16 protein-coding genes are annotated in these 22,732 nt (G+C 71.7%); 7 read left to right on the plus strand and 9 right to left on the minus strand.

Annotated features, from left to right (window positions below):
- Positions 1-64 precede the first annotated feature (64 nt).
- The gene (gene pepN, locus ACWCXC_RS14045; RefSeq protein WP_450888839.1) at positions 65-2,641 is read right to left on the minus strand and encodes an aminopeptidase N; all 2,577 of its coding nucleotides are present in this window, start codon (positions 2,639-2,641) and stop codon (positions 65-67) included.
- 112 nt (positions 2,642-2,753) lie between these two features.
- On the opposite strand from pepN (ACWCXC_RS14045), the gene ACWCXC_RS14050 reads away from it, so the two are divergent.
- Positions 2,754-3,254: a DUF1203 domain-containing protein gene (locus ACWCXC_RS14050; RefSeq protein WP_450684620.1), complete on the plus strand. Its 501-nt coding sequence runs from the start codon at positions 2,754-2,756 to the stop codon at positions 3,252-3,254.
- A gap of 78 nt (positions 3,255-3,332) precedes the next feature.
- On the opposite strand, the gene ACWCXC_RS14055 is transcribed toward ACWCXC_RS14050, so the two are convergent.
- From ACWCXC_RS14055 to pepN (ACWCXC_RS14070), 4 genes are all read right to left on the minus strand, one after another.
- Positions 3,333-4,361 carry an aspartate-semialdehyde dehydrogenase gene (locus tag ACWCXC_RS14055; RefSeq protein WP_450684619.1) on the minus strand — a complete coding sequence of 343 codons (1,029 nt, stop codon included), beginning with the start codon at positions 4,359-4,361 and terminating at the stop codon, positions 3,333-3,335.
- Between the two features lie 239 nt (positions 4,362-4,600).
- Complete coding sequence (locus tag ACWCXC_RS14060; RefSeq protein WP_450684618.1) at positions 4,601-7,915, minus strand: S8 family serine peptidase; 3,315 nt, start codon at positions 7,913-7,915, stop codon at positions 4,601-4,603.
- A 278-nt stretch (positions 7,916-8,193) separates the two neighbouring features.
- Complete coding sequence (locus ACWCXC_RS14065) at positions 8,194-9,261, minus strand: hypothetical protein (RefSeq protein WP_450888842.1); 1,068 nt, start codon at positions 9,259-9,261, stop codon at positions 8,194-8,196.
- 285 nt (positions 9,262-9,546) lie between these two features.
- On the minus strand, positions 9,547-12,144 hold the full coding sequence (pepN, locus tag ACWCXC_RS14070) for an aminopeptidase N (RefSeq protein WP_450888844.1): 2,598 nt from the start codon (positions 12,142-12,144) through the stop codon (positions 9,547-9,549).
- A 134-nt stretch (positions 12,145-12,278) separates the two neighbouring features.
- On the opposite strand from pepN (ACWCXC_RS14070), the gene ACWCXC_RS14075 reads away from it, so the two are divergent.
- Positions 12,279-12,929, plus strand: a complete 651-nt coding sequence (locus tag ACWCXC_RS14075) for a mycothiol-dependent nitroreductase Rv2466c family protein (RefSeq protein WP_450684615.1) — start codon at positions 12,279-12,281, stop codon at positions 12,927-12,929.
- A 169-nt stretch (positions 12,930-13,098) separates the two neighbouring features.
- Here ACWCXC_RS14075 and ACWCXC_RS14080 read toward each other — a convergent pair whose 3' ends face one another.
- Both ACWCXC_RS14080 and ACWCXC_RS14085 read right to left on the minus strand, forming a co-directional pair.
- Positions 13,099-13,740, minus strand: coding sequence for a superoxide dismutase (locus ACWCXC_RS14080; RefSeq protein ID WP_450684614.1), 642 nt, complete (start codon positions 13,738-13,740; stop codon positions 13,099-13,101).
- Between the two features lie 405 nt (positions 13,741-14,145).
- Complete coding sequence (locus ACWCXC_RS14085; RefSeq protein WP_450888847.1) at positions 14,146-15,627, minus strand: amino acid permease; 1,482 nt, start codon at positions 15,625-15,627, stop codon at positions 14,146-14,148.
- Positions 15,628-16,017: 390 nt separating this feature from the next.
- Here ACWCXC_RS14085 and ACWCXC_RS14090 point away from each other — a divergent pair, with 390 nt between their 5' ends.
- The 3 genes from ACWCXC_RS14090 (at position 16,018) to ACWCXC_RS14100 (ending at position 18,165) form a co-directional block, all read left to right on the plus strand.
- Complete coding sequence (locus tag ACWCXC_RS14090; RefSeq protein WP_450685891.1) at positions 16,018-16,611, plus strand: biotin transporter BioY; 594 nt, start codon at positions 16,018-16,020, stop codon at positions 16,609-16,611.
- A gap of 185 nt (positions 16,612-16,796) precedes the next feature.
- Positions 16,797-17,285, plus strand: coding sequence for a ribose-5-phosphate isomerase (locus tag ACWCXC_RS14095; RefSeq protein ID WP_450685890.1), 489 nt, complete (start codon positions 16,797-16,799; stop codon positions 17,283-17,285).
- 70 nt (positions 17,286-17,355) lie between these two features.
- Positions 17,356-18,165: an Fpg/Nei family DNA glycosylase gene (locus ACWCXC_RS14100; RefSeq protein ID WP_450685889.1), complete on the plus strand. Its 810-nt coding sequence runs from the start codon at positions 17,356-17,358 to the stop codon at positions 18,163-18,165.
- A gap of 60 nt (positions 18,166-18,225) precedes the next feature.
- On the opposite strand, the gene ACWCXC_RS14105 is transcribed toward ACWCXC_RS14100, so the two are convergent.
- The gene (locus tag ACWCXC_RS14105; protein WP_450888850.1) at positions 18,226-19,458 is read right to left on the minus strand and encodes a GNAT family N-acetyltransferase; all 1,233 of its coding nucleotides are present in this window, start codon (positions 19,456-19,458) and stop codon (positions 18,226-18,228) included.
- A 105-nt stretch (positions 19,459-19,563) separates the two neighbouring features.
- Here ACWCXC_RS14105 and ACWCXC_RS14110 point away from each other — a divergent pair, with 105 nt between their 5' ends.
- Positions 19,564-20,709: a PP2C family protein-serine/threonine phosphatase gene (locus ACWCXC_RS14110; RefSeq protein ID WP_450685887.1), complete on the plus strand. Its 1,146-nt coding sequence runs from the start codon at positions 19,564-19,566 to the stop codon at positions 20,707-20,709.
- A gap of 27 nt (positions 20,710-20,736) precedes the next feature.
- Here ACWCXC_RS14110 and ACWCXC_RS14115 read toward each other — a convergent pair whose 3' ends face one another.
- Complete coding sequence (locus tag ACWCXC_RS14115) at positions 20,737-21,900, minus strand: cation:proton antiporter (protein ID WP_450685886.1); 1,164 nt, start codon at positions 21,898-21,900, stop codon at positions 20,737-20,739.
- Positions 21,901-22,098: 198 nt separating this feature from the next.
- Between ACWCXC_RS14115 and ACWCXC_RS14120 the strand changes: the two genes are divergently transcribed.
- Positions 22,099-22,575 carry an HD domain-containing protein gene (locus tag ACWCXC_RS14120; protein WP_450888853.1) on the plus strand — a complete coding sequence of 159 codons (477 nt, stop codon included), beginning with the start codon at positions 22,099-22,101 and terminating at the stop codon, positions 22,573-22,575.
- The last annotated feature ends 157 nt before the right edge of the window (positions 22,576-22,732 follow it).

Consider the following 22,732-nt stretch of genomic DNA (forward strand, 5'->3'; position numbering starts at 1 on the left):
GTGCATGAGTAAGGGGCACCCCTCTGGAGGGGTGCCCCTTACGCGTACCTCGGGTGCGTCCCGGCTACGCGGTCGCCGCCGCCGCGTCCGCCGCGCGCGCCTTCAGCGCCCGCTCCACGCCCGCGCGGGACTCCGACATCAGCCGGCGCAGACCCGCACCCGGCTCCGCCGAGGCCAGCCAGGCGTCCGTGGCGTCCAGGGTCTCCTGCGAGACCTGGAGCGACGGGTAGAGCCCGATCGCGACCTGCTGGGCCATCTCGTGGCTGCGCGCGTCCCAGACCCCCTTCACCGCGGCGAAGAACTTCTCCGCGTACGGGGCGAGCAGCTCACGCTGGTCGGTCTGGACGAAGCCCGCGATGACCGCCTCCTGGAGGGAGTTCGGCAGCTTGTCGGACTCGACCACCGACGCCCACGCCTCGGCCTTCGCGTCCTCCAGGGGCCGGGCCGCACGGGCCGCGGCGGCGTGTCGCTCGCCCGCCGCCGTCCGGTCGCGCGCGTACTCCGCGTCGATCGCCGCCTCGTCGAACTGCCCGGTGGCCGCCAGCCGCTCGACCAGCGCCCAGCGCAGCTCCGTGTCGACGGCCAGTCCCTCGACGCTCTCCGTGCCGTCCAGCAGCGCCTGCAGCAGGTCCAGCTGGAGCGGGGTACGGGCCGTGGCCGCGAAGGCGCGGGCCCAGGCCAGCTGGTGGTCGCTGCCCGGCTCGGCCGCGCGCAGATGGGCCAGCGTCGCCTCGGTCCACCGGCTCAGCCCCGCCTCGCGCCACTCCGGCGCCGCGTACTGGTCCAGCGCCATCTTCACCTGGCGGTGCAGCGACTGGACGACACCGATGTCCGTCTCCTTGCCGACGCCGGACAGCACCAGCTCCAGGTAGTCCCGGGTGGCCAGCTCGCCGTCGCGGACCATGTCCCACGCCGACGCCCAGCACAGCGCGCGCGGCAGCGAGGCGGTGAAGTCGCCCAGGTGCTCCGTGACGACCCGCAGCGACGCCTCGTCCAGCCGGACCTTGGCGTACGACAGGTCGTCGTCGTTCAGCAGGACGACGGCCGGACGCTTCGTGCCCGCCGGGAACGGCACCTCGGTGCGCGCGCCGTCCACGTCCAGCTCGATGCGCTCGGAGCGCACCAGCTTCCCGGCCCCGTCGAGGTCGTAGAAACCGATCGCGATCCGGTGCGGACGCAGCGTGGGCTCGCCCTTCGCGCCCGCGGGCAGCGCCGGCGCCTCCTGGAGCACGTGGAAGGAGGTGAGGCGCCCCTCGGCGTCCGTCTCGATCTCCGGGCGCAGGATGTTGATGCCGGCGGTCTCCAGCCACGCCTTCGACCAGGTCCGCAGATCGCGGCCCGAGGTCTTCTCCAGCGCGCCGAGCAGATCGGCCAGCCGGGTGTTCCCGAAGGCGTGCGCCTTGAAGTACGCCTGCACGCCCTGGAAGAACGCGTCCCTGCCGACGTACGCCACCAGCTGCTTGAGGACCGAGGCGCCCTTGGCGTAGGTGATGCCGTCGAAGTTGACCAGGACGTCGTCCAGGTCACGGATGTCGGCCATGATCGGGTGCGTGGAGGGCAGCTGGTCCTGCCGGTAGGCCCACGTCTTCATGGAGTTGGCGAACGTGGTCCAGGAGTGCGGCCATCGCGAGCCCTCGGCGTCCGCCAGGCAGGCGATCGAGGTGTACGTGGCGAAGGACTCGTTCAGCCAGAGGTCGTTCCACCACTCCATGGTGACCAGGTCGCCGAACCACATGTGGGCCAGCTCGTGGAGGATCGTCTCGGCCCGCGTCTCGTACGCCGCGTCCGTCACCTTGGAGCGGAAGACGTACTGGTCGCGGATGGTCACCGCGCCCGCGTTCTCCATCGCGCCCGCGTTGAACTCCGGGACGAAGAGCTGGTCGTACTTCTCGAACGGGTACGCGTAGTCGAACTTCTCCTGGAACCAGTCGAAGCCCATCCGCGTGACGTCGAAGATCGCGTCCGCGTCCAGGAACTCGGCGAGCGAGGGACGGCAGTAGATGCCGAGCGGAACGGTCCGGCCGTCCTTCTCGTAGCTGCTGTGCACCGCGTGGTACGGACCGACGATCAGCGCCGTGATGTACGAGGAGATGCGGGGCGTCGGCGCGAACGTCCAGACGTCGTCCTTCGGCTCGGGCGTCGGCGAGTTGGAGATCACGGTCCAGCCCGCCGGGGCCTTCACGGTGAACTGGAAGGTCGCCTTGAGGTCCGGCTGCTCGAAGCTCGCGAAGACCCGGCGCGCGTCGGGGACCTCGAACTGGGTGTAGAGGTACGCCTGCTCGTCGACCGGGTCGACGAAGCGGTGCAGCCCCTCGCCGGTGTTGGTGTACGCGCAGTCAGCAACGACCCGCAGCTCGTTGGAGCCCGCCAGCAGTCGCGGCAGGGTGATGCGCGAGTCGCGGAACACGGCGGCGACGTCCAGCGCCGTGCCGTTCAGCTCGACCTCGTGCACCGCGGGGGCGACCAGGTCGATGAAGGTCTCCGCACCGGCTTCGGCGGAGTCGAAGCGCACGACGGTGACGGACCGGTAGGTCCCGCCCGCCTGCGCCCCCGAGAGGTCGAGATCGATCTCGTACGCGTCCACGGTCAGCAGGCGCGCCCGCTCCTGTGCCTCTTCGCGGGTCAGATTCGTGCCAGGCACGCGGTCATCTCCTTGCTCTGTGATGTTTCCGGTCATCCTTCCACGCGGCCGGTCCCAGAGCGATGTCCGTTTCCCGCCGGACGTGGGGGCGTCCGGAGCCCATGCTCGGACCATGACCCTTTACCAGGTACGCGCGATCGAACCGGCCGCGCTCAAGGAACTCCGGACCACCGACGACGCCGCCCGGCCCTGCGTCCCGTACACCGCGACGGAGGCGGGCGCGCCCCTGCGCTGCTGCCTGCGGGGGAACGAGGTGGGGGAGGAGATCGCCCTGGTCGGCTACGCGCCGCTGCGGCGCTGGGCGGCCGCCACGTGGGCCCGGCCCGGGGCGTACGACGAGACGGGGCCGGTCTTCATCCACGCCGGCGCGTGCGAGGGACCGGCACAGGACCGGAGCGGCTATCCGTTCTCCCGGGCGGGCGCCCTGCGCACCGTGCGCCGCTACGACGCGGAGGGGCGGATCGTGGGCGGCCGGCTGCTGGAGATCCCGGCCGACGAGGAGCGCGGCTTCGACGCGGCGTTCGCGGAGGCATTCGCCGATCCGGCGGTGGCCCTGGTGCACGTCAGGGCCGTCGAGTACGGCTGCTGGCACTTCGAGGTGCGCAGGCCGTGACCGGGTCCGTGTCCCGGCCGTGTGCGCCGGCCCCCGTTCCCGCCGCCGGCAAGGGGCCGGGAACGGGGGCCGGAGGGGTCAGCGGGACAGCTCGGCGGCGACCAGCTCCGCGATCTGCACCGCGTTGAGCGCGGCACCCTTGCGCAGGTTGTCGTTGGAGACGAACAGCGCGAGGCCGTTCTCCACCGTCTCGTCGACCCGGATGCGTCCCACGAAGGACGCGTCCTTCCCCGCCGCCTGGAGCGGGGTGGGGATCTCGGAGAGCTCGACGCCCGGGGCGTCCTTCAGCAGCTCGTAGGCGCGCTCCACGCTGATCGGACGGGCGAAGCGGGCGTTGACCTGGAGCGAGTGGCCGGAGAAGACCGGGACGCGGACACAGGTCCCGGAGACCTTCAGCCCGGGGATCTCCAGGATCTTGCGGGACTCGTTGCGGAGCTTCTGCTCCTCGTCGGTCTCGAAGGAGCCGTCGTCGACGATCGAGCCGGCCAGCGGCAGCACGTTGAAGGCGATCGGACGCTTGTAGACGCCCGGCTCGGGGAAGTCGACGGCCTCGCCGTCGTGGGTGAGCTTGTCGGCGTCGGCGACGACCTTGGACGCCTGGCCGTGCAGCTCGGCCACACCGGCCACCCCGGAGCCGGAGACCGCCTGGTAGGTGGCGACGGTCAGCGTCTCCAGACCGGCCTCCTCGTGCAGCGGGCGCAGCACGGGCATGGCGGCCATCGTGGTGCAGTTCGGGTTGGCGATGATGCCCTTGGGGCGGTCCGCGACGGCGTGCGGGTTGACCTCGGAGACGACCAGCGGGACCTCGGTGTCCTTGCGCCAGGCGGAGGAGTTGTCGATCACGACGGCGCCCTGCGAGGCGACCTTCTCGGCGAGCGCCTTCGAGGTGGCACCGCCGGCGGAGAACAGCACGATGTCCAGGCCGGTGTAGTCGGCCGTGGCGGCGTCCTCGACGGTGATCTCCCGGCCCTCCCACTCGATCGTGGAACCCGCGGAACGGGCGGAGGCGAAGAGCCGCAGTTCGTCGGCCGGGAACTTCCGCTCGGCCAGGATCCTGCGCATGACTGTGCCGACCTGACCGGTGGCGCCGACGATTCCGACCTTCACAGGAACTCCCTCAGACGTACGAACGGGCACGGTTGCCGCTCCATGATGCGTATGTCCACGGCTTCCTTGTCCAATCCATTGTCCGGGGGACGGACAGCCCGCACAGCGCGGTGGGGCGGACGCCGGTGAGCGTCCGCCCCACTGTCGTACGGATCACACGATCGCGGAAGCGATCAAGCGATCAATCGATCATCGAAACGATCAATCGATCGGCGAGCGATCGACCGATCACGCTGCTCCTACTGCGTCACCTTCTCGATCACGACGCTGCCGGTGCCGGCCGCGGTGCCGCGCCCGTTCACCAGCTGGACCTCGCCGAAGAACTGCCGGCCCGCGGGGGCCACCCCGGCGACCTTCACCTCGGCCGAGACCTGCGCCGAGGCGCCGGAGGCCAGGTCGACCGCCTTCGACTCGTCGACGCTGATCGTGCCGAGCGTCGGCGTGTAGTACACGTCGCGGTAGTCGTACGCCGTGGTTCCGGCCGGGACGTCGTAGCCGTGGACGAGGACCGTGTACGTGCCCGCGGCGGGCTTCACCAGGCTGACGGACTCCTCGGAGCCGGCCGTGGTGGACGCGGCCACCTGGGTGGCGCCCCGGAAGACGTACAGGTCCAGGTCGGCGTTGGTGTCCTCGGTGGAGCCGATGGCGACGTCCAGCCGCTCGACGCCCTCGCCGATGGTGACCTCCTTGAGGATCTGGTCACCGGTGGAGATCGACGGACGCTCGACGTCGGCCGAGCCCAGCGAACCGCCCTTGAGCTTGCCCGCCAGGTCACCGCCGTTGTTGGTGACCGTCCAGTTCACCGTGGCCGGGGTGCCGATCTTCGCCTCGGCGAGCTTCTGCACCGCCGGGTCGAAAGTCGCGCCGAGCAGCGAGACGTCCAGCTTGTACGGGTTGTCGAGCAGCGGCGAGGTGCGCCGGGCCTCGATCTCGATCTCCCAGACACCGGCCTGCGGGTCGGCGTACGAGCGCACGTCCGGGCGGCAGGTGTTGGCCGGGTTCTCGTAGTTCGGGTAGCAGAACGGCGTTCCGCTGTCCTCCATCTGGACCCCGTACGGGTGGATGGAGATGAAGCGGGTCTGGCTGCCCGAGCGCAGCGCGCCGAGGGCGACCTCAAGGGTCTTGGCGCCCTCCGGAACGTTCACGAAGTACGACGTGGTGCTGTTGCGCTGCACCGAGCCGGACGCGGAGTACGCGTAGGACGGCTTCACCAGGTCCTTGGCGACGACGACCGTGGCGAGGATCTGGTGGTCCACCCCGGAGGTCTTCGCGTCGTCCACCGTGAGGATGGCGCTGTGCACGCCCGCGGTGCGCGGCTTCGCCTGGACCTTGACGGTGACCGGCTTGCCCAGCGGCAGCTTGACGCTCTTCGCGCCGAGCAGCTTGAAGGTCCCGTCGTCGTACTTCCAGGCCAGCTTGTGCGTGACGTCCTTGTCCGGGCCCGTGGTGCGGGTGACCGTCACGTCGTACGTCTTGGTCTGGCCGGCCTTGAGGCCGCCCTCGCGGTCGTACAGACCGGTGCCGAAGCCCGGGGTCTTCAGCGCGAAGTCGATCGCGGTGTCGACCGGGGCCTTGACGCTGTACTCGTGCGCCGGGGCGCCCTGCTTCTCGATCTGCTTCCAGGCGCCGACGATGTCGATCAGACCGGAGCCCTGCGCGTGCGCGGGGACGCCCTTGATCTCGGTGGCGGTGGAGGTCAGCGCGGTGCGCAGGTCGGCCGGGGGCAGCTCGATGTGCTTCTGCTTCGCGGCGGAGAGCAGCAGCGCCGTGGCGCCGGCGGCCTGCGGGGAGGCCATCGACGTGCCCTGGAGCATGGAGTAGCCGGCCGGCAGGTCGTAGCCCGCCTCCTTGACCGGGCCGCCGGGCAGCCAGGTCTGGGTGGTGTTGATCGCCGCGCCGGGGGCGGTCAGCGTCGGGGTGAAACCGCCGTCCTCACGCGGACCGCGCGAGGAGAAGGGCAGCATGTCGTACTTCTTGGTGACGCCGGAGCCGTAGTTGGCGGCCCAGGTCTCCTTGGAGATGGACGCGCCGACGGAGATGACGTGGTCGGCGAGGCCGGGGTCGCTGATGGTGTTCAGCCCCGGGCCGTCGTTGCCGGCCGCGATGACGAGCTGGACGCCGTAGATGTCGACGAGCCGCTTGTAGAGCTCGGCGCGTGCGTTGTTGCCGTCGTTGAGCGGCGGCAGTCCGCCGATCGACATGTTGACGACGTCGACGCCGCGGTTCACGACGAGGTCGATCATGCCCTCGGTGAGCGCGATGTTGGTGCAGCCGCCGGCCCAGGTGCAGGCGCGCGAGGAGACGAGCTTCGCGCCGGGCGCGGCACCGTTCATCTTGCCGCCGAACAGGCCGTTCGCGGCGGTGATGCCCGCGACGTGCGTGCCGTGCTCGGACTCGATGACGCCGATGCTGACGTAGTCGGAGGTGGCTCCGGCCGCGTTGTACACGACGTTCTTGCGGGTCTCGACGACGAACGGGATGCGCTCGACGACATCGGTGCGCGGGTCGTCCGTACCGAAGTAGGAGACCTGGTGCTTCTCCTTGTACGGCTTGAGGACCGCGTCGTCGGAGAAGTTCCCGTTGTTGTTCAGGTCCACCCGGACGGAACCGGTGACCGGGTCGTACAGGACGGCCCAGGTGTCGGTGGTGTCCCCGTCGCGGTTGAGGTCGCCCGCCATGTCGCCGCCCTTGGTGGCGGCCTCGGCGAAGACGCTGACGCGGTACGAACCGGCTGGGGCGGAGTAGGTGCGGCCCTTGTAGGTGAACGTCGGGCCGGACACGGCGTCCGTCATCCGCAGCCAGGTGCCGTCGTCGTCGCTGACCGGGTCGGTGGCCGTCACCCAGTCGGTGATCTTGGTCTCGCCCGTGGTGGTCTTCTGCAGCGCGGGGTGGCCGAGGTCGACACCGGAGTCCAGGATGCCGATGGTCACGCCGCGGCCGTCGGCCTTCGGGTGCTGCTTGACGAAGTCGACCGCGCCCGTCTCGAAGGACGGGTTGTACGGGTTCTTCGCCGGGGTCTTCCTGTCGGGCGCCGGGTAGGTGCCCGTCGACTTCACCGAGGCCTTGGCACCGGCCGCGCGGTCGGCCGCCGGGGTCGGGTCGTCCAGCACGATCTCCTGCTTGAGATCGATGCCGTGGACCGAGGACAGCTTCGACGCCGCCTTGATGGCGGCGTCGGCCGCCGAGGTCGGCACGGTCGCCCGTACGTAACCGAGCTTGTCGTACGCCCGGCCCAGCACGGAGCCCTTGACGGAGTCCAGCTGCGCGGCGACCTGCTCGGTCGCACCGGGCGCGGTGGCGACCATCATCGTGATGCTCTTCTCGCCCTTGGCCTTGGCCTTGGCGAGGACGTCGGCGTCGGCCTTGCCGAGCTTGTCCGCCGGGGCGGAGCCCGTGGCGGCGGCCTTGACGGGGGCGGCTGCCGGGTCGTCGGCCGCGAACACGGGGCCGGCACCGGAGGCGGCGAGCGCGGCCACGAGTCCGGCGGCGGCCGCGACGCGGGCCGCGCGTCTGGCCCCAGGTATGGAGCCGGGGGATTCGGAGGTCATCTGCATCCCTGAATGTGAAAGAGAGAGTCCGGAAATCGGTACCGGATGATCGCTCACCCTTTCGCAAATGACCGCTGTTTGTGGAGGGTTTGTGGGGGGTGAGATGCGGTCATGGCGTAATCCCGCCAGTGGTGACGAAGCGTCACCCGGGACGAATGCGCCGATAGGTGGCGCGCGGTGCGGTCTCCCGAATACCGGCGGGAACCCTGGGACCACAGGGGTGTACGAGACCCGGGAGGTCAGCGGTTTCCCTGGGACCCGTGGGACAGGTGGGGCGCACGCCCTCAGCGGGGAAGGATCATGACATACGCGGCGGGCTCCCGGTCGGCCGCCGCCATCAACGCCGTCCGCACCACGGCCGCCTGCTGCCGGGGGGTGTCCCGCAGCTTCCCCGGCGACAGATGGACGACGGTGACGCCGAGCCGCTCCAGGTGCTCACGCCGCTCCGCGTACGCGGACCACGCGCTCTCGTGCTCCTCCCGCAGCCGCCCGTCGGGCAGCCGGCTGTGGCGCGGCACCCGTGCCTCCAGCTCCACGGCGACCGCCTCCTGCGGCCAGTACGCGTCCACCGCGCCCAGATGCGGACCGCCGGGCAGCCGCAGCTCCACGTTCCACAGCGGTTCCGGCAGCCCGTGCGCCCGCACCAGGTCGTACAGCCGCTCTTCGGCGAGCGCCCGCCCCTCGGCGAGCAGCGAGTCCACCGCGTGCACCACCTGGGGGCGGCCGAGCACCTTCGCCCGGTTCAGCTCGCCCACCACGACCGCCGGTTCGCAGTGTCCGCCGCGGACCGCCTCCGTCAGCAGCCGGCGCACCACCAGGGCGTCCCCCAGCCCCGCCACGGCGTCCGCCAGCGCCCGGCCCGCCGGGGCCACCGGCAGCCCGTCCACCACCTCCGGCTCGGGCAGGTCGGAGGTGCGCGTCAGCCGGACGTGGCCGGTCGAGCGCAGCCGCCGGGCGCGCGGCACCAGCACGTCGACCCGGTCCGTGGCCAGGGCGGGCGGCGCGGTGGTGAAGCCGTGCAGCGAGAGCGCGGCCAGGCCGGTGAGCATCGCCTCGCCGTACCCGGGATCGGCTGCCCCGGCGCGCGCCGGCGCGGAGCGCCGTCCGGCGGCGGGCGGCCGTCCCGCGTACAGCAGCGCCGACCGCAGCCGTTCGCGGTCGCTCAGCGGTCCGGGGTGCAGGACGAAGACGCCGGGAAGCGGCTGCTGCCACGGGCCGCCGGGCAGGCACCGGCCGGCGCTCTGCGCGGGGGAGACCCCCCGGGCCTTCAGCTGAGCGGCCGACAGGACGCGTTCGCGGACGTCCGAAGCGAGACGGGAGTGACAGGGGGAGAGTGGGGTGTCCTGGGTCATGCTTCGGTCTATCCCGTCGGCGGCCGGGGTCTGAACCCCTGTTACAGGCCCGTCGACATACCCGGACAACACCGTCCTAAAGTACGGACGTTCGACTCCCGAAAAGGCCCGACCCGCCGCGTTTTCCCGCCGGTCACCGGGGGCGCGCCACCGTCACCGGGCGCCGGGCGCACACGCCCCGCGCACCCGGCGGAAGCACCCGGCGGAAGCACCCGGAACGGAGCACCGAGGCCCGTCCCCCGCACGGGGGAACGGGCCTCGGGCACGCGGACCGGAAACGCCGGATCAGTCCTCGGCGGAGTCGCACGCCTGGGCGCGCAGCGCCCGCGCCAGGTCGTCCCGGGACTCCAGGACCAGACGCCGCAGCGCGGGCGCCGCGTCCGCGTGCTCCGCGAGCCAGGCGTCCGCCGCCGCGAGCGTCGCCGGGTCGTCCTGGAGCGCGGGGAACAGCCCCCGCACCACGGACATCCCGATCTGGATCGAGCGCTCGGCCCAGACCCGCTCGATCGCGGCGAAGTACTTCTCCGCGTACGGCGCCAGCAGCTCGCGCTGCGAGGACTGGGAGAAGCCCAGGATCGTGGCCTCCACCAGGGCGTTGGAGAGCGCGTCCGACTCCACGACGGCCGCCCACGCCTGCGCCTTGACCGAGGCCGAGGGACGCGAGGCCAGGCACCGCACCTGATGGCGCTTGCCGGACGCCGTGTCGTCCCGGGCCAGTTCGGCCGCGACCGCGGACTCGTCGGCCGCGCCGTGCGAGGCCAGCGGGGACAGCAGCGCCCAGCGCAGCTCCTGGTCGACGTCCAGTCCGTCGATCCGGGCCGTGCCGTCGAGCAGCCCGGACAGCAGCTGGAAGTCCGTGTCCGAGGAAGCCACGGCGGCGAAGAACCGGGCCCAGGCCAGCTGGTGCTCGCTGCCCGGCTCCGCGAGCCGCAGCTCGCGCAGCGCGCCCTCGGCCAGGCTCCGGGCGCCCTCCTCGCGCCACGCCGGCGCCGCGTAGTGCACCAGCGCCGTACGCGTCCAGGTGTGCAGCATCTGCAGCACCCCGATGTCCGTCTCCCGGCCGGAGAAGGCCAGCACCAGCGCGACGAAGTCGCGGGCGGGCATCAGCCCGTCGCGGGTGAGGTTCCACAGCGCGGACCAGCACAGCGCGCGGGCCAGCGGGTCGGTCAGATCGCCCAGGTGCGCGCGGAGCGTGTCCAGCGACGCCTCGTCGAACCGGACCTTGCAGTACGTCAGGTCGTCGTCGTTGACCAGGATCAGCTCGGGCCGCAGCGAACCGGCCAGCTCCGCGATCACGGTACGGGGGCCCGACACGTCCGCCTCGGCACGCGCGTAGCGCACCAGGTCGCCGTCGGGCGTACGGCGGTACAGGCCGACCGCGACCCGATGCGGGCGCAGCTCCGGGTGCGTGTCCGCCGCCTCCTGGAGGACGGCCAGCTCGGTGATCCGGTCGGAGGCGTCGTAGGTGGCGACCGGGGTCAGCGCGTTGACGCCCGCGGTCTGCAGCCAGGAACGCGACCACGCGGTCATGTCCCGGCCCGAGGTCTCGGCCAGCACCGAGAGCAGGTCGCCCAGGCGGGTGTTGCCGTAGGCGTGCTTCTTGAAGTAGCGCCGCGCGCCCTCCAGGAACGCCTCCCGGCCCGCGTACGCCACGAGCTGCTTGAGCACCGAGGCGCCCTTGGCGTAGGTGATGCCGTCGAAGTTGAGCTTCGCGTCCTCCAGGTCACGGATGTCGGCCGTGATCGGGTGGGTGGACGGCAGCTGGTCGGCGCGGTACGCCCAGGACTTGCGGTTGTTGGCGAAGGTGATCCAGCCGTCCTTGAAGCGCGTGGCCTCCACCATGGCGAAGACGCCCATGAAGTCGGCGAACGACTCCTTGAGCCACAGGTCGTCCCACCACTGCATGGTGACGAGGTCCCCGAACCACATGTGCGCCATCTCGTGCAGGATGACGTTGGCCCGGCTCTCGTACGCCGCCTGCGTCACCTTGCCGCGGTAGATGTACTCCTCGCGGAACGTCACACAGCCCGGGTTCTCCATCGCCCCGAGGTTGTACTCGGGAACGAACGCCTGGTCGTACTTCCCGAACGGGTACGGGTAGTCGAAGTTGTCGTGGAAGAAGTCCAGGCCCTGCTTGGTGATCAGGAAGATGTCGTCCGCGTCGAAGTGCCGGGCGAGCCCCTTGCGGCACATCGCGCCGAGCGGGATCTCGAGCGTGGTGCCGTCGTCGAACGTACGGCTGTAGGAGTCGGTCACGTAGTGGTACGGACCGGCGACGACCGCCGTGATGTACGTCGAGATCGGCTTCGTCTCGGCGAACCGCCACACCCCGCCCTCGCGGGACTCCTCGGCCCCGTTGCTCCACACCGTCCACTCCTCGGGCGCCGTCACCCGGAAGCGGTAGGGGGCCTTGAGGTCGGGCTGCTCGAAGTTGGCGAAGACGCGGCGCGCGTCCGCCGGCTCGTACTGGGTGTAGAGGTAGACCTCGCCGTCCTCCGGGTCGACGAAGCGGTGCATCCCCTCGCCCGTCCTGCTGTACGCGCACTGCGCGTCGACCACCAGGACGTTCTCGCCCTCGGGCAGGTCGGCCAGCGTCACGCGCGTTCCGTCGAAGACGGTGGCGGGGTCCAGCGCCGTCCCGTTCAGCGTCACCGCGTTCACGGACGGGGCGATCAGGTCCGCGAAGGTCGTCGCGCCGGGCTGGGCGGAACGGAACCGGATCGTCGTCACCGAGCGGAAGGTCCGCGGCGCGGCCCCCTGCCCGTCCTCCCCGTCGGGCCCGCCGACCGCGGAACGGACGTCGAGCTCGACGTCGTATCCGTCGACGGTCAGCAGCTCGGCCCGTTCACGGGCCTCGTCGCGGGACAGGTTCTCACCGGGCACGAGCACACTCCTTTGTGTCACGTTCGAATACTTTGATCCTCCCATGCCCGTCCGGAGCCCGGCGGGCGGGAATGGCCGACGCGTCCGTCGGTGTTCTGGGTCACAGGATGCGATCGGTCCTCTTGAGGAGAGACATGTCTGACAACAGCACGTCCACCGGCAGAACCCCCGTCGATTTCTGGTTCGACCCGCTCTGCCCGTGGGCCTGGATGACCTCCCGCTGGATGCTGGAGGTGGAGAAGGTCCGCGACGTCGAGGTCCGCTGGCACGTGATGAGCCTGGCCGTGCTGAACGAGGACCGGCTCGACGAACTGCCCGAGGAGTACCGCGACCTTCTGGAGAACAAGGCGTGGGGCCCGGTCCGCGTCGTGATCGCCGCCCAGCAGAAGCACGGCGACGACATCGTCGGCCCGCTCTACACCGCGCTCGGCACCCGTTTCCACAACCGCGGGGAGGGCCCCACCCGCGAGGCGGTCCTCGGCGCCCTGGAGGACGTCGGCCTGCCCGCCGAACTCGCCGAGTACGCGGACTCCGACGCCTACGACACCGAGCTGCGCGCCTCCCACCGCGAGGGCATCGAGAAGGTCGGCCAGGACGTCGGCACCCCGGTCATCGCCGTGCCCGGCCCGGACGGCGAGCAGATCGCCTTCTTCGGCCCGGTCGTCACCCCCGCCCCGAAGGGCGAGGAGGCGGCGAAGCTGTGGGACGGGACCCTGCTGGTCGCCTCGATCCCCGGTTTCTACGAGATCAAGCGCACCCGCACCCAGGGCCCCGTCTTCGACTGAGCCGCCGCACGCCGCACGCCGCACGCCGCACACCGAGCGATGTACGCCGCACGTTGTCCGCGTACGAAGAGGGCCCCCGCGAGTCACGTCCTCGCGGGGGCCCTCCTTCATCCGCCTGCCGGGTGAAGGGTGAGAAGACGATCACGAGGCAGGACGTCCGGGGCGCCGGTCAGGGCGCGAGCAGGAGCACGTCCGCGCGCTCCTTGGCGGCGGCGTAGCGCTGGGCCACGTCCTGCCAGTTGACGACGCGCCACATGGCCTCGATGAAGTCGACCTTCTGGTTCTTGTACTGGAGGTAGAAGGCGTGCTCCCAGGCGTCGAAGACCAGCACGGGCACCGAGCCCTGGCCCACGTTGCCCTGGTGGTCGTAGACCTGCTCGACGATCAGCCGGCCGCTGACGGGCTCGTAGGCGAGGACGCCCCAGCCGGAGCCCTGCGTGGTGGCAGCGGCCTTGGTGAGCTGGGCCTTGAAACCGGCGAAGGAGCCGAAGGACTCGGTGATCGCGTCCGCGAGGTCGCCGACCCCGTCCGCCGCGAGCGGTTCGCCGCCGCCGTCACCGGTCATGTTGTGCCAGTAGATGGAGTGCAGGATGTGGCCGGAGAGGTGGAACGCGAGGTTCTTCTGCAGCCCGTTGATGGCCCCCCACGCCTCCTTGTCGCGCGCCTCCGCCAGCTGCTCCAGGGTGTCGTTCGCCCCCTTCACGTACGCGGCGTGGTGCTTGTCGTGGTGCAGCTCGATGATCTGCGGGTCGATGACCGGTTCGAGCGCCGCGTAGTCGTACGGGAGTTCCGGAAGCGTGTACGTGGCCATGGTTCGAAGCCTCCAACTGCTGCCCTGTGGTTATTGCAATCTATATGCAAGAGCAGGCTAACAGCAGGAAGGGCTGAGGGGTGGTCAGTCCTTCGGCGTAGGACCGGTGCGTCGCGACGGTCCGGTAGCGACGGTCCGGTGGCGACGGGACGATGCGGTTTCGTTGCGACGGTCCGGTGGCGTCACGTCGTTCTGGTCGCGTCGCGACGCTATCGTCGCGACGCGACCGCCGTGACGCTCCCGTTGCGACGCTCCCGTAACGACGCGCCACCCCCGTCCGCACGCGAAAACGCCGGGCGGCCCGGATCCCTCCGGCCCGCCCGGCGTTCCGTCCGGGTCCCTGACTGTCCGCGCCTGCCCGCGCGCCTCGGCTCCGCACGCGCCTCGGCTGTCCGCGCGCCTCCGCTATCCGCGCGCCCCGCGCCTCTGCCGCACCAGGCCCACCACGATCAGGACCGCCGTCAGCGCCCCCGTCGCCAGCAACTGGTCGCGGGTGTCCGGCTGGCGGAGCATCAGGACGAAGATCCCGGCCATGGCCAGCAGGGCCACCACGGTCAGCCCCGGGAACAGCCACATCCGGACGACCAGCCGCTGCGGGGCCTCGCGCTCCAGCCGGGAGCGCAGGATCAGCTGGGAGACGGCGATGAAGATCCAGACGACCAGGATCACCGCACCGGTCATGTTGAGCAGCCAGGGGAAGACGTCGTCGGGTCGCCAGTAGCTCAGCAGCACGCACACGAAGCCGAACACCGACGAGACGAGGACCGCCGCGCGCGGCACGCCCGAGTCGACCCGGCCCAGCCGCTTGGGGCCCTGGCCACGGGCCACGAGTGAACAGGCCATGCGGGAGGCGCCGTAGATGTTCGCGTTCATCGCCGACAGCAGCGCCACCAGGATGACCACGTTCATGATCTCCGCCGCGCCGGCGATGCCCAGGTGGTCGAGGGCGGCGTAGAAGGGGCCGACGTCCACGACCTTCGGGTCGTCCCACGGCACCAGCGTCACGACGACGGCCATCGAGCCCACGTAGAACAGCGCGATCCGCCACATCGCCGTCCGCACGGCCTTCGCGACGCCCCGCACCGGATTCTCGGACTCCGCCGCGGCGATGGTGACGGTCTCCAGGCCCCCGTACGCGAAGACGGAGGCGAGCAGGCCGATGACCAGCCCTTCCGAGCCGTTCGGCAGGAAGCCGCCCTCCCCGGTGAGGTTCGCCGTACCGGGGGCGTCCGTGCCCGGGAGCACCCCGAGCACCGCCAGCACCCCCAGTACCAGGAACAGGGCGATCGCGGTGACCTTCAGCGCCGCGAACCAGAACTCGAACTCGCCGAAGCGCGTCACCGAGGCCAGGTTCGTCCCCAGGAACACCACGACGAACAGCGCCACCCAGGCCCACTCCGGGGTTCCCGGCAGCCAGCCGGTGACGATCTTCGCCGCCGCGATGCCCTCCAGGCCGACGGCGACGCAGAGCAGTACCCAGAACGACCAGCCCGCCGTGAACCCGGCCCACGGACCGATCGCCCGCTCGGCGTGCACGGAGAACGAGCCGGAGGCCGGATGGGCCGCCGACATCTCGCCCAGCATGCGCATCACGAGCATCACCAGCAGACCGGAGGCCGCGTACGCGATCACGATCGACGGGCCGGCGGCGGCGATGCCGGCGCCGGAGCCGACGAAGAGCCCGGCGCCGATCACCCCGCCGAGCGCGATCATGGACAGATGACGCTGCTTGAGGCCGTGGCCGAGCGCGGCCTCCCTTCCGGCGGACGAACCGGACGGATCAGCCGACCCGGACGGCCCGGACGGCCCGGACGGATCGGCCGGGTCGGTGGGGTCGTTGGGGTCTGTGGGGGGTCCGGTGGGGGAAGAGGCGGAGGTCCGGGGCATGGACGAACCCTGTTCACTGGTCGAGACGGGGGGATGGGCACCAGTCTGAGCACGCGCCCCGCTCAACGGGAACCACCGTTCGCTATACGGGCACCAGGGCCTCACGCCACGCACACCGGACCACCCGGACCCCTTCACCGCCACCCGCCGCCGCTTTAGAGGGAACTCACAGTCGGGACCCCGGTCGCCGGTCCGCCCGCGACGGGCGCCCTCGCCTCTCACCTCAGTGACGAGCATCACCCCCCGACGCGATTGCGTGCACCTGATTGTGCGAATCCCACCAACCCCTCATTCACCCCTTTGTGGGCCGCTGCCGGTGTTCCGGTCATACTCCGTCGGCTAACGTCACCCTCGGTCCGTCCCACCTGCCCTCACCCCCGCGGAGATCCGATGAGTACTGCCGCCGCCCCCGTCCGTACCGGAGCGGTCCTCGCCGACCTGCTGCCCGCCGCCCGGAACCGTTACGCCGTGGACACCGCCCTGGTGCTCGGCGGTGCCGCGCTCACCGGCATCGCGGCCCAGATCGCCGTCCCGGTCCCCGGCTCGCCGGTCCCCGTCACCGGCCAGACCTTCGCCGCGCTCCTCGTCGGCACCGCGCTCGGCGCCCGCCGGGGCTTCCTCTCCCTGGCCGTCTACGCGCTCGTCGGCATGGCCGGCATGCCGTGGTTCTCCGCCGGCAGCTCCGGCGCGGGCGGGGCCTCCTTCGGCTACGTCCTCGGCATGCTGCTCGCCGCCACCGTCGTGGGCGGCCTCGCCCGCCGCGGCGGCGACCGCTCCGTGCTGCGCACCGCCGGCACGATGGTCCTCGGCTCGGCGATCATCTACGCCGTCGGCGTTCCCTACCTCGCCCTGTCCACGGGGATGTCCGCGAGCGCCGCGATCGCGGCCGGCCTCACCCCCTTCCTCCTCGGCGACGCCCTGAAGGCCGCCCTGGCCATGGGCGCCCTGCCCGCCTCCTGGAAGCTGCTGGGCCGCCGCGGCTGACGCACCGCGAGGACGAAGAGGCCCGCCGGCACGCTGCGAAGCGCCGGCGGGCCTCTCGCGTTCCGCCCGAAGCCCCCACACCGTCGCCGGAACGTCGGAGGCGACCCCGCCCCCGCCGTGCCCGACACCGGGCACGCCCCACCCCGTCGTCCGTGCCCCGGCGCCGCACATGCCACACTGCCCCCATGCGCGTGTACCTCGGATCCGACCATGCCGGCTACGAACTCAAGAACCACCTCGTCGAGTGGCTCAAGGGGCAGGACCACGAAGTCGTCGACTGCGGTCCCCACATCTACGACGCCCAGGACGACTACCCCCCGTTCTGCCTGCGCGCCGCCGAGAAGACGGCCGCCGACCCGGACAGCCTCGGCATCGTGATCGGCGGCTCCGGCAACGGCGAGCAGATCGCCGCCAACAAGGTCAAGGGCGTCCGCGCCGCACTCGCCTGGAGCGAGCAGACCGCCGCCCTCGGCCGTGAGCACAACAACGCCAACGTGATCTCCATCGGCGGGCGCATGCACACCACCGAGGAGGCCACCAAGTTCGTCGAGATCTTCCTGGCCACCCCCTACTCGGGCGACGCGCGGCACACCCGCCGCATCGACATGCTCACCGCGTACGAGAACACCGGCGAGCTGCCCCCCGTCCCGGCCCACCACCCGCAGCAGGGCTGACCTCCCCTACCCTTGACCGTGCCGCCGGTACCCCCGGCGGCACAGCCATGTCACGAGGAGAACCGCAGCCGTGCCCGAGGGACACACCATCCACCGCCTCGCGGACGACCACCGCGCACGCTTCGCCGGACGGCCGGTGCGGGTCAGCAGCCCGCAGGGGAGGTTCGCCGACGGCGCCGCCCTGCTGGACGGCCGGGTCCTGGACGAGGCCGACGCGCACGGCAAGCACCTCTTCCTCGGCTTCGGGGACCGGGGCTGGGTCCACATCCACCTCGGCCTGTTCGGCAAACTCGGATTCGGTACGGTCCCGGCCCCGCCGGCCACCGACACCGTGCGGCTGCGCCTGCTCAACGACGCCCACCACGCCGACCTGCGCGGCCCCACCGCCTGCGCCCTGATCACCGCCGACGAGAAGTCGGCGATACAGCAACGGCTGGGACCGGACCCGCTGCGCCCCGACGAGGACGGCGAGCGCGCCTGGCGCCGGATCTCCCGCAGCCGGATCACCGTCGCCGCCCTGCTCATGGACCAGAAGGTCGTCGCCGGCGTCGGCAACGTCTACCGCGCCGAGGTCCTCTTCCGCCACGGGATCGACCCGTACCGAGCCGGCAAGGACCTCACCCGCCGCGAATGGGACGCGATCTGGACCGACCTGGGCGCCCTCATGCGCGAGGGCGTACGGAACAACCGCATCGACACCGTCCGCCCCGAGCACCTGCCCGAGGCGATGGGCCGGCCGCCGCGCGTGGACGACCACGGCGGCGAGGTGTACGTCTACCGGCGGGCCCGGCTGCCCTGCCACATCTGCGGCACCGAGATCCGCACCGCGGACCTGGCCGCCCGCAACCTCTTCTGGTGCCCCGGCTGCCAGGCCCGCTGAGGGGCGTCCCGGCCCGCCCCCTGAAGGGTCCCGGCCCGCGCCCCGCGCACGGACGGCGCCTCAGAACCCCCGGGGCAGCCAGGGCGCCACATCGGACAGGAACGCCGCCGACGCCTCCGCCACCGCGCCCGCCCGCAGCTCGCGCACCCGGCCCGCGCCGGCCAGCGCGGAGAGCGCCTCGCCGCCCAGATACGCCGAGGCCAGCTCCCGTACCGTCAGCGCCAGATCGGCCGGGTCCTCGGTGCGCCGGCAGACGGCGGCGCCCTTCGCGTCCGCCGTCAGCCGCCAGCGCCCCGCGTTCCACGGACAGAAGTCGTCGGCCACCTCGAACACCACGTCCAGCGGCCCCCGGTAGCTCCGCGCCTCCAGCGCCGCGCCCAGCTCCACCAGCCGTACGTACAGCGAGTCCCGCAGCCGTACGTCGCACCGCCGCACGTCCGAGACCATGTGCAGCACCGGATCGTCCACCGGCCGGTTCCGCGCCTCGACCTCCGACATCAGATCGATCCCGAACAGATGGCGCCACAGCGCCGCGTAGGCCGCCGGGTCCAGCGCCGCGAGGTCACCGACCAGGACCCGGCCCTTGGGGCCCGCCTTGTCCCAGGCCGGCCGGAGATGGAAGTTCGTGTATCCGACGATCTCGCCCTCGCGCTCCGCCAGCAGACACTGGAGGGCCGAACCGCCCTCCCGCGCGCTCACCGGATCGACCAGCGGCTTGCGCTCCCAGCCGGGACCATGGGCCGGAACGCCAGGCCGGCCCGCCACCAGACGCGCGTACACGCCCTCGCAGGCCGCGACCGCCTCGTCCGGGCGCGCGTACCGCAGCCGCACCCCGTCCGTGCCCTCCGGCACGCTGAGGCGCACCCGGTCCGTGTCGATGACCATCGACATCTGCCGGCTCGCCACCCCGTATCCGAACCGGCCGTAGATCGCCGGCTCGGAGGCCGTCAGCACCGCGATCGGCTCGCCCAGCGCCCGCACGTCGTCGAGCTGCCGGCGCATCATCGAGGTGAGCAACCCGCGCCTGCGGTGCGTCGCCGCCACGCTCACCATCGTCACCCCGGCCGCCGGCACCATCGCCCCGCCCGGCACCGCCACCCGGAAGCTGAACGCCCCCGCGGTGCCCACCACGTCGTCGCCGTCCCAGATCCCGATCGACCGCTCGTGCTCGGTCAGCGCCTCGTCCAGCTCACGCTGCTCGGGTGGCTCCGCCACCCCGCCGAAGGCGAGCTCCAGACTCTCGAACCACTGGTTCCACTCGGACGGGCGCAGGACCCGGAGCTCTGTCGTCATACGCCATGCCTACCAAAGCGTCCGAGGCCCCGGCGACCCGTTTTCGAACGCATTGTCACGGGGTCCCCCTGCACCGGAGGCCGTCGGATCGATAAGGTCCCCGCAATGGCCCGACGCGCAGGAGCAGAGACCTACCCGGCCCGATTGCGGAAATCGGCGCACCGGGTACGCACCGCCCTGCGCCGCTCCGGCGTCGACTACTTCCGCGGCGACGGCTCCGACTGGATCGCCCTCGCGGCGCTGATGCTGACCATCCCGGCCATCACCTGCGCCACCCTGCTCAATCCGCTCTGGTTCGCACCGACCCTGCTGGTCCTGCCGATCGTCGCCGGCGGTCTGCTGCTGCGCCCGGCCAGCCTGCTCGGTCTGTACGCGACGGCCGCGGCCGCCCTGATCGTGGAGGCGCTCCGGCTCGGCCCGTACGACGACGGTCCGGGCCGCATCACCCCGGGCATCGTGCTCACCGTCGCGGCCTGCGGATTCCTCGGACTGATCCTCGCCCAGTTCCGGGCCCGGGTCGGCGTCCCCTGGCGGCGCGGCGGCACGATGCTCTTCGACCTGCGCGAACGCATCCGGGTGCAGAGCGCCCTGCCCCGGCTGCCGCAGGGCTGGCACCGCGAGATGGCGCTGCGCCCGGCGGGCGGGCAGTCCTTCTCCGGGGACTTCGTCGTCGCCGCGCGCACCAACGGCGGGCGCACCCTGGAGGCCGTGCTCACCGATGTCTCGGGCAAGGGCATGGACGCGGGATCCCGGGCCCTGCTGCTCTCCGGCGCCTTCGGCGGTCTCCTCGGCTCGCTGCCGCCGCACGGATTCCTCCCCGCGGCCAACGGCTATCTGCTGCGCCAGGACTGGGACGAGGGATTCGCCACCTCGATCCATCTGGTGCTCGACCTGCATTCGGGGGACTACGAACTGCTCTCGGCCGGCCATCCCCCCGCCCTCCAGCTCCACGCCGGCAGCGGCCAGTGGGAGGAGAAGTCGGCGGAGGGCCCGCTGCTCGGGGTGTACGACGGGGCCGAGTTCGACGCCGTGAAGGGCCATCTCGCCCCCGGAGACGTGCTGATGCTCTTCACCGACGGACTGGTGGAGGCCGCCGACCGTGACATCGCGGAGGGCATCGACCGGCTCACCGGCGAGGCCGACCGCTATGTCACGACGGGGTTCGAGGGTGCGGCATGGCACCTCATCGAGGCGTGCGCCAAGGACGTCAACGACGACCGGGCGCTGCTGCTGCTCTCGCGCAGGGCCTGAGGGGCCGTACGCGAACGGCCCGCGTCCTCACCCGGTGGTGAGGGGGACCGCCTCGCGGTTCCCGGGCAGCAGCCGGGCCAGCCAGTGCGAGCGTCCGGCGGCCAGCGGGGCCAGTACCGCGAGCAGCAGGACGTAGCACGCGATGAACGGCGAGAGCCGCTCGTCCAGTCCCGCGCCCGCCGCCATGGTGGCGAGGATCAGCGCGAACTCACCGCGTGCCACCAGGGTGGTCGAGATGTTCGCGGTGGCCTGCGGGCCGAAGCGGTAGACCTTGGCGGCGGCGAGTCCGGCGAGGACGTTCATGGCGAGGGTGACGGCCACGGCGGCCAGCACCGGCCAGACCACGGTGGGCAGGTCGCCGGGGTTGATGGAGAGGCCGAAGGCGAAGAAGAAGATGGCGCCGAAGGCGTCGCGCAGCGGATGGACCAGTTTGAGGATGCGTTCCCCCGAGGTCGTGCTGCCGAGCATCAGGCCCACCATGAACGCGCCGATGGCGTCGGCGACACCGAACCACTCGGAGACGCCGGCCACCAGGACGGCCGCGCCGAGGAAGGAGATCACGAGCAGTTCGTCGTCGCGCGTGTGGATGAGCTTGCCGACGATCCGGGTGCCGAAGCGGGCGGCCAGCGCGAGGAGCAGCAGGAAACCGAACGCCTTGCCCCCGTCGACGGCGGCCGAGGCGAGGCTGTCGGCGCCGGAGAGGATCGGCTGCAGGGCCGCGAGGTACAGGGCGAGGAACACGTCCTCGACGACGATGATGCCGAGGATCGGCTTGGTCTCCGGATTGCCGATGCGGCCGAGGTCGACCAGGACCTTGGTGACGATCGCGGACGAGGAGATGCCGAGCACTCCGGCGAGGACCAGGGCCTCGGAGGTGCCCCAGCCGAGCGCGAAGCCGAAGCCGAGCCCGGCACCGACGTTCAGCGCGAGATAGGTTCCCCCGGCGAGGGCCATCTTCCGGCCGCCCGCTTTGAGGTCGTCGAGGTGGAACTCCAGGCCGAGGTAGAAGAGCAGCAGCACCAGGCCGAGCGCGGAGAGCATCTCCAGCTCGTGCGGGTCGGCGACCAGGACGATGCCGGGGGTGTGCGGGCCGAGGAGGATCCCGGCCAGGATGAACAGGGGGATGGTGGGCAGTCCGATGCGGCTGCCGACGCGGGCGAGGACGGCGGCGGCGAGGAAGGCGCCGCCCATGGCGATGAGCGTGTCTGCGTGTCCGATGAGCCTGATCCTTCGTTGGGTCAAGAGAACGTCAAGAAATCGTCAGTAATTAGTTTACCGAACGATCTGTGGTGCCCTCCGAACCCCCTGGGAGAGGTGCCTCCGAACCCCTGGGAGGGGTACCTCCGAACGCCTGGGACTCGGGGGCGGCCGGGCCCGTACGCTCACCCCATGACCGCCACCTCCGGAGCAGCCGCGCCCCCGCCCCTGACCCTGGCCGAGATCGAGGCCCTGGCCCGCGAGGCCCATGCCGGGCAGCGCGACAAGGCGGGCCGGCCCTACGCGGAGCACCTCGCTGCCGTCGCGGAGGGGGTCCGCGCCCGGGGTGGCGGCGAGGAGCAGATCGCGGCGGCCTGGCTGCACGACGCGGTGGAGGACGGGGTGCTCGGCGAGGAGTGGCTGGCCGATGCCGCACTGCCGGACCGGGTCAAGGAGATGGTGCTCGCCGTCACCAAACGGGAGGGCGAGGACCTGCCGGCCTACGCCGGGCGGATTCTGGCCACGCCCGGGGCCCTGCTGGTCAAGGAGGCCGATCTGGCCCACAACGCGGACCCGGACCGGCTCGCGGTCCTGGACGCGGCCACCCGTACCCGGCTGACCGCGAAGTATGCGCTGGTACGCGAGCTTCTGGGGCTCTCCGTACCGTGACGGGCCCGGAGCGTCGGTATTGAGCCAACACGGCGGCGCCCGGCCCCGCGAGGGGGCCGGGGGCGGCCCCGGGGCGGGGGGCCGGGCGCGGGCGGGGGGGCGAACAGGGGGGGGCGCGGGCGGGACGCAGGACGGGGGGGCCCCCGGAAACAAAAAA

Source organism: Streptomyces sp. NPDC001515 (genome assembly GCF_053597115.1).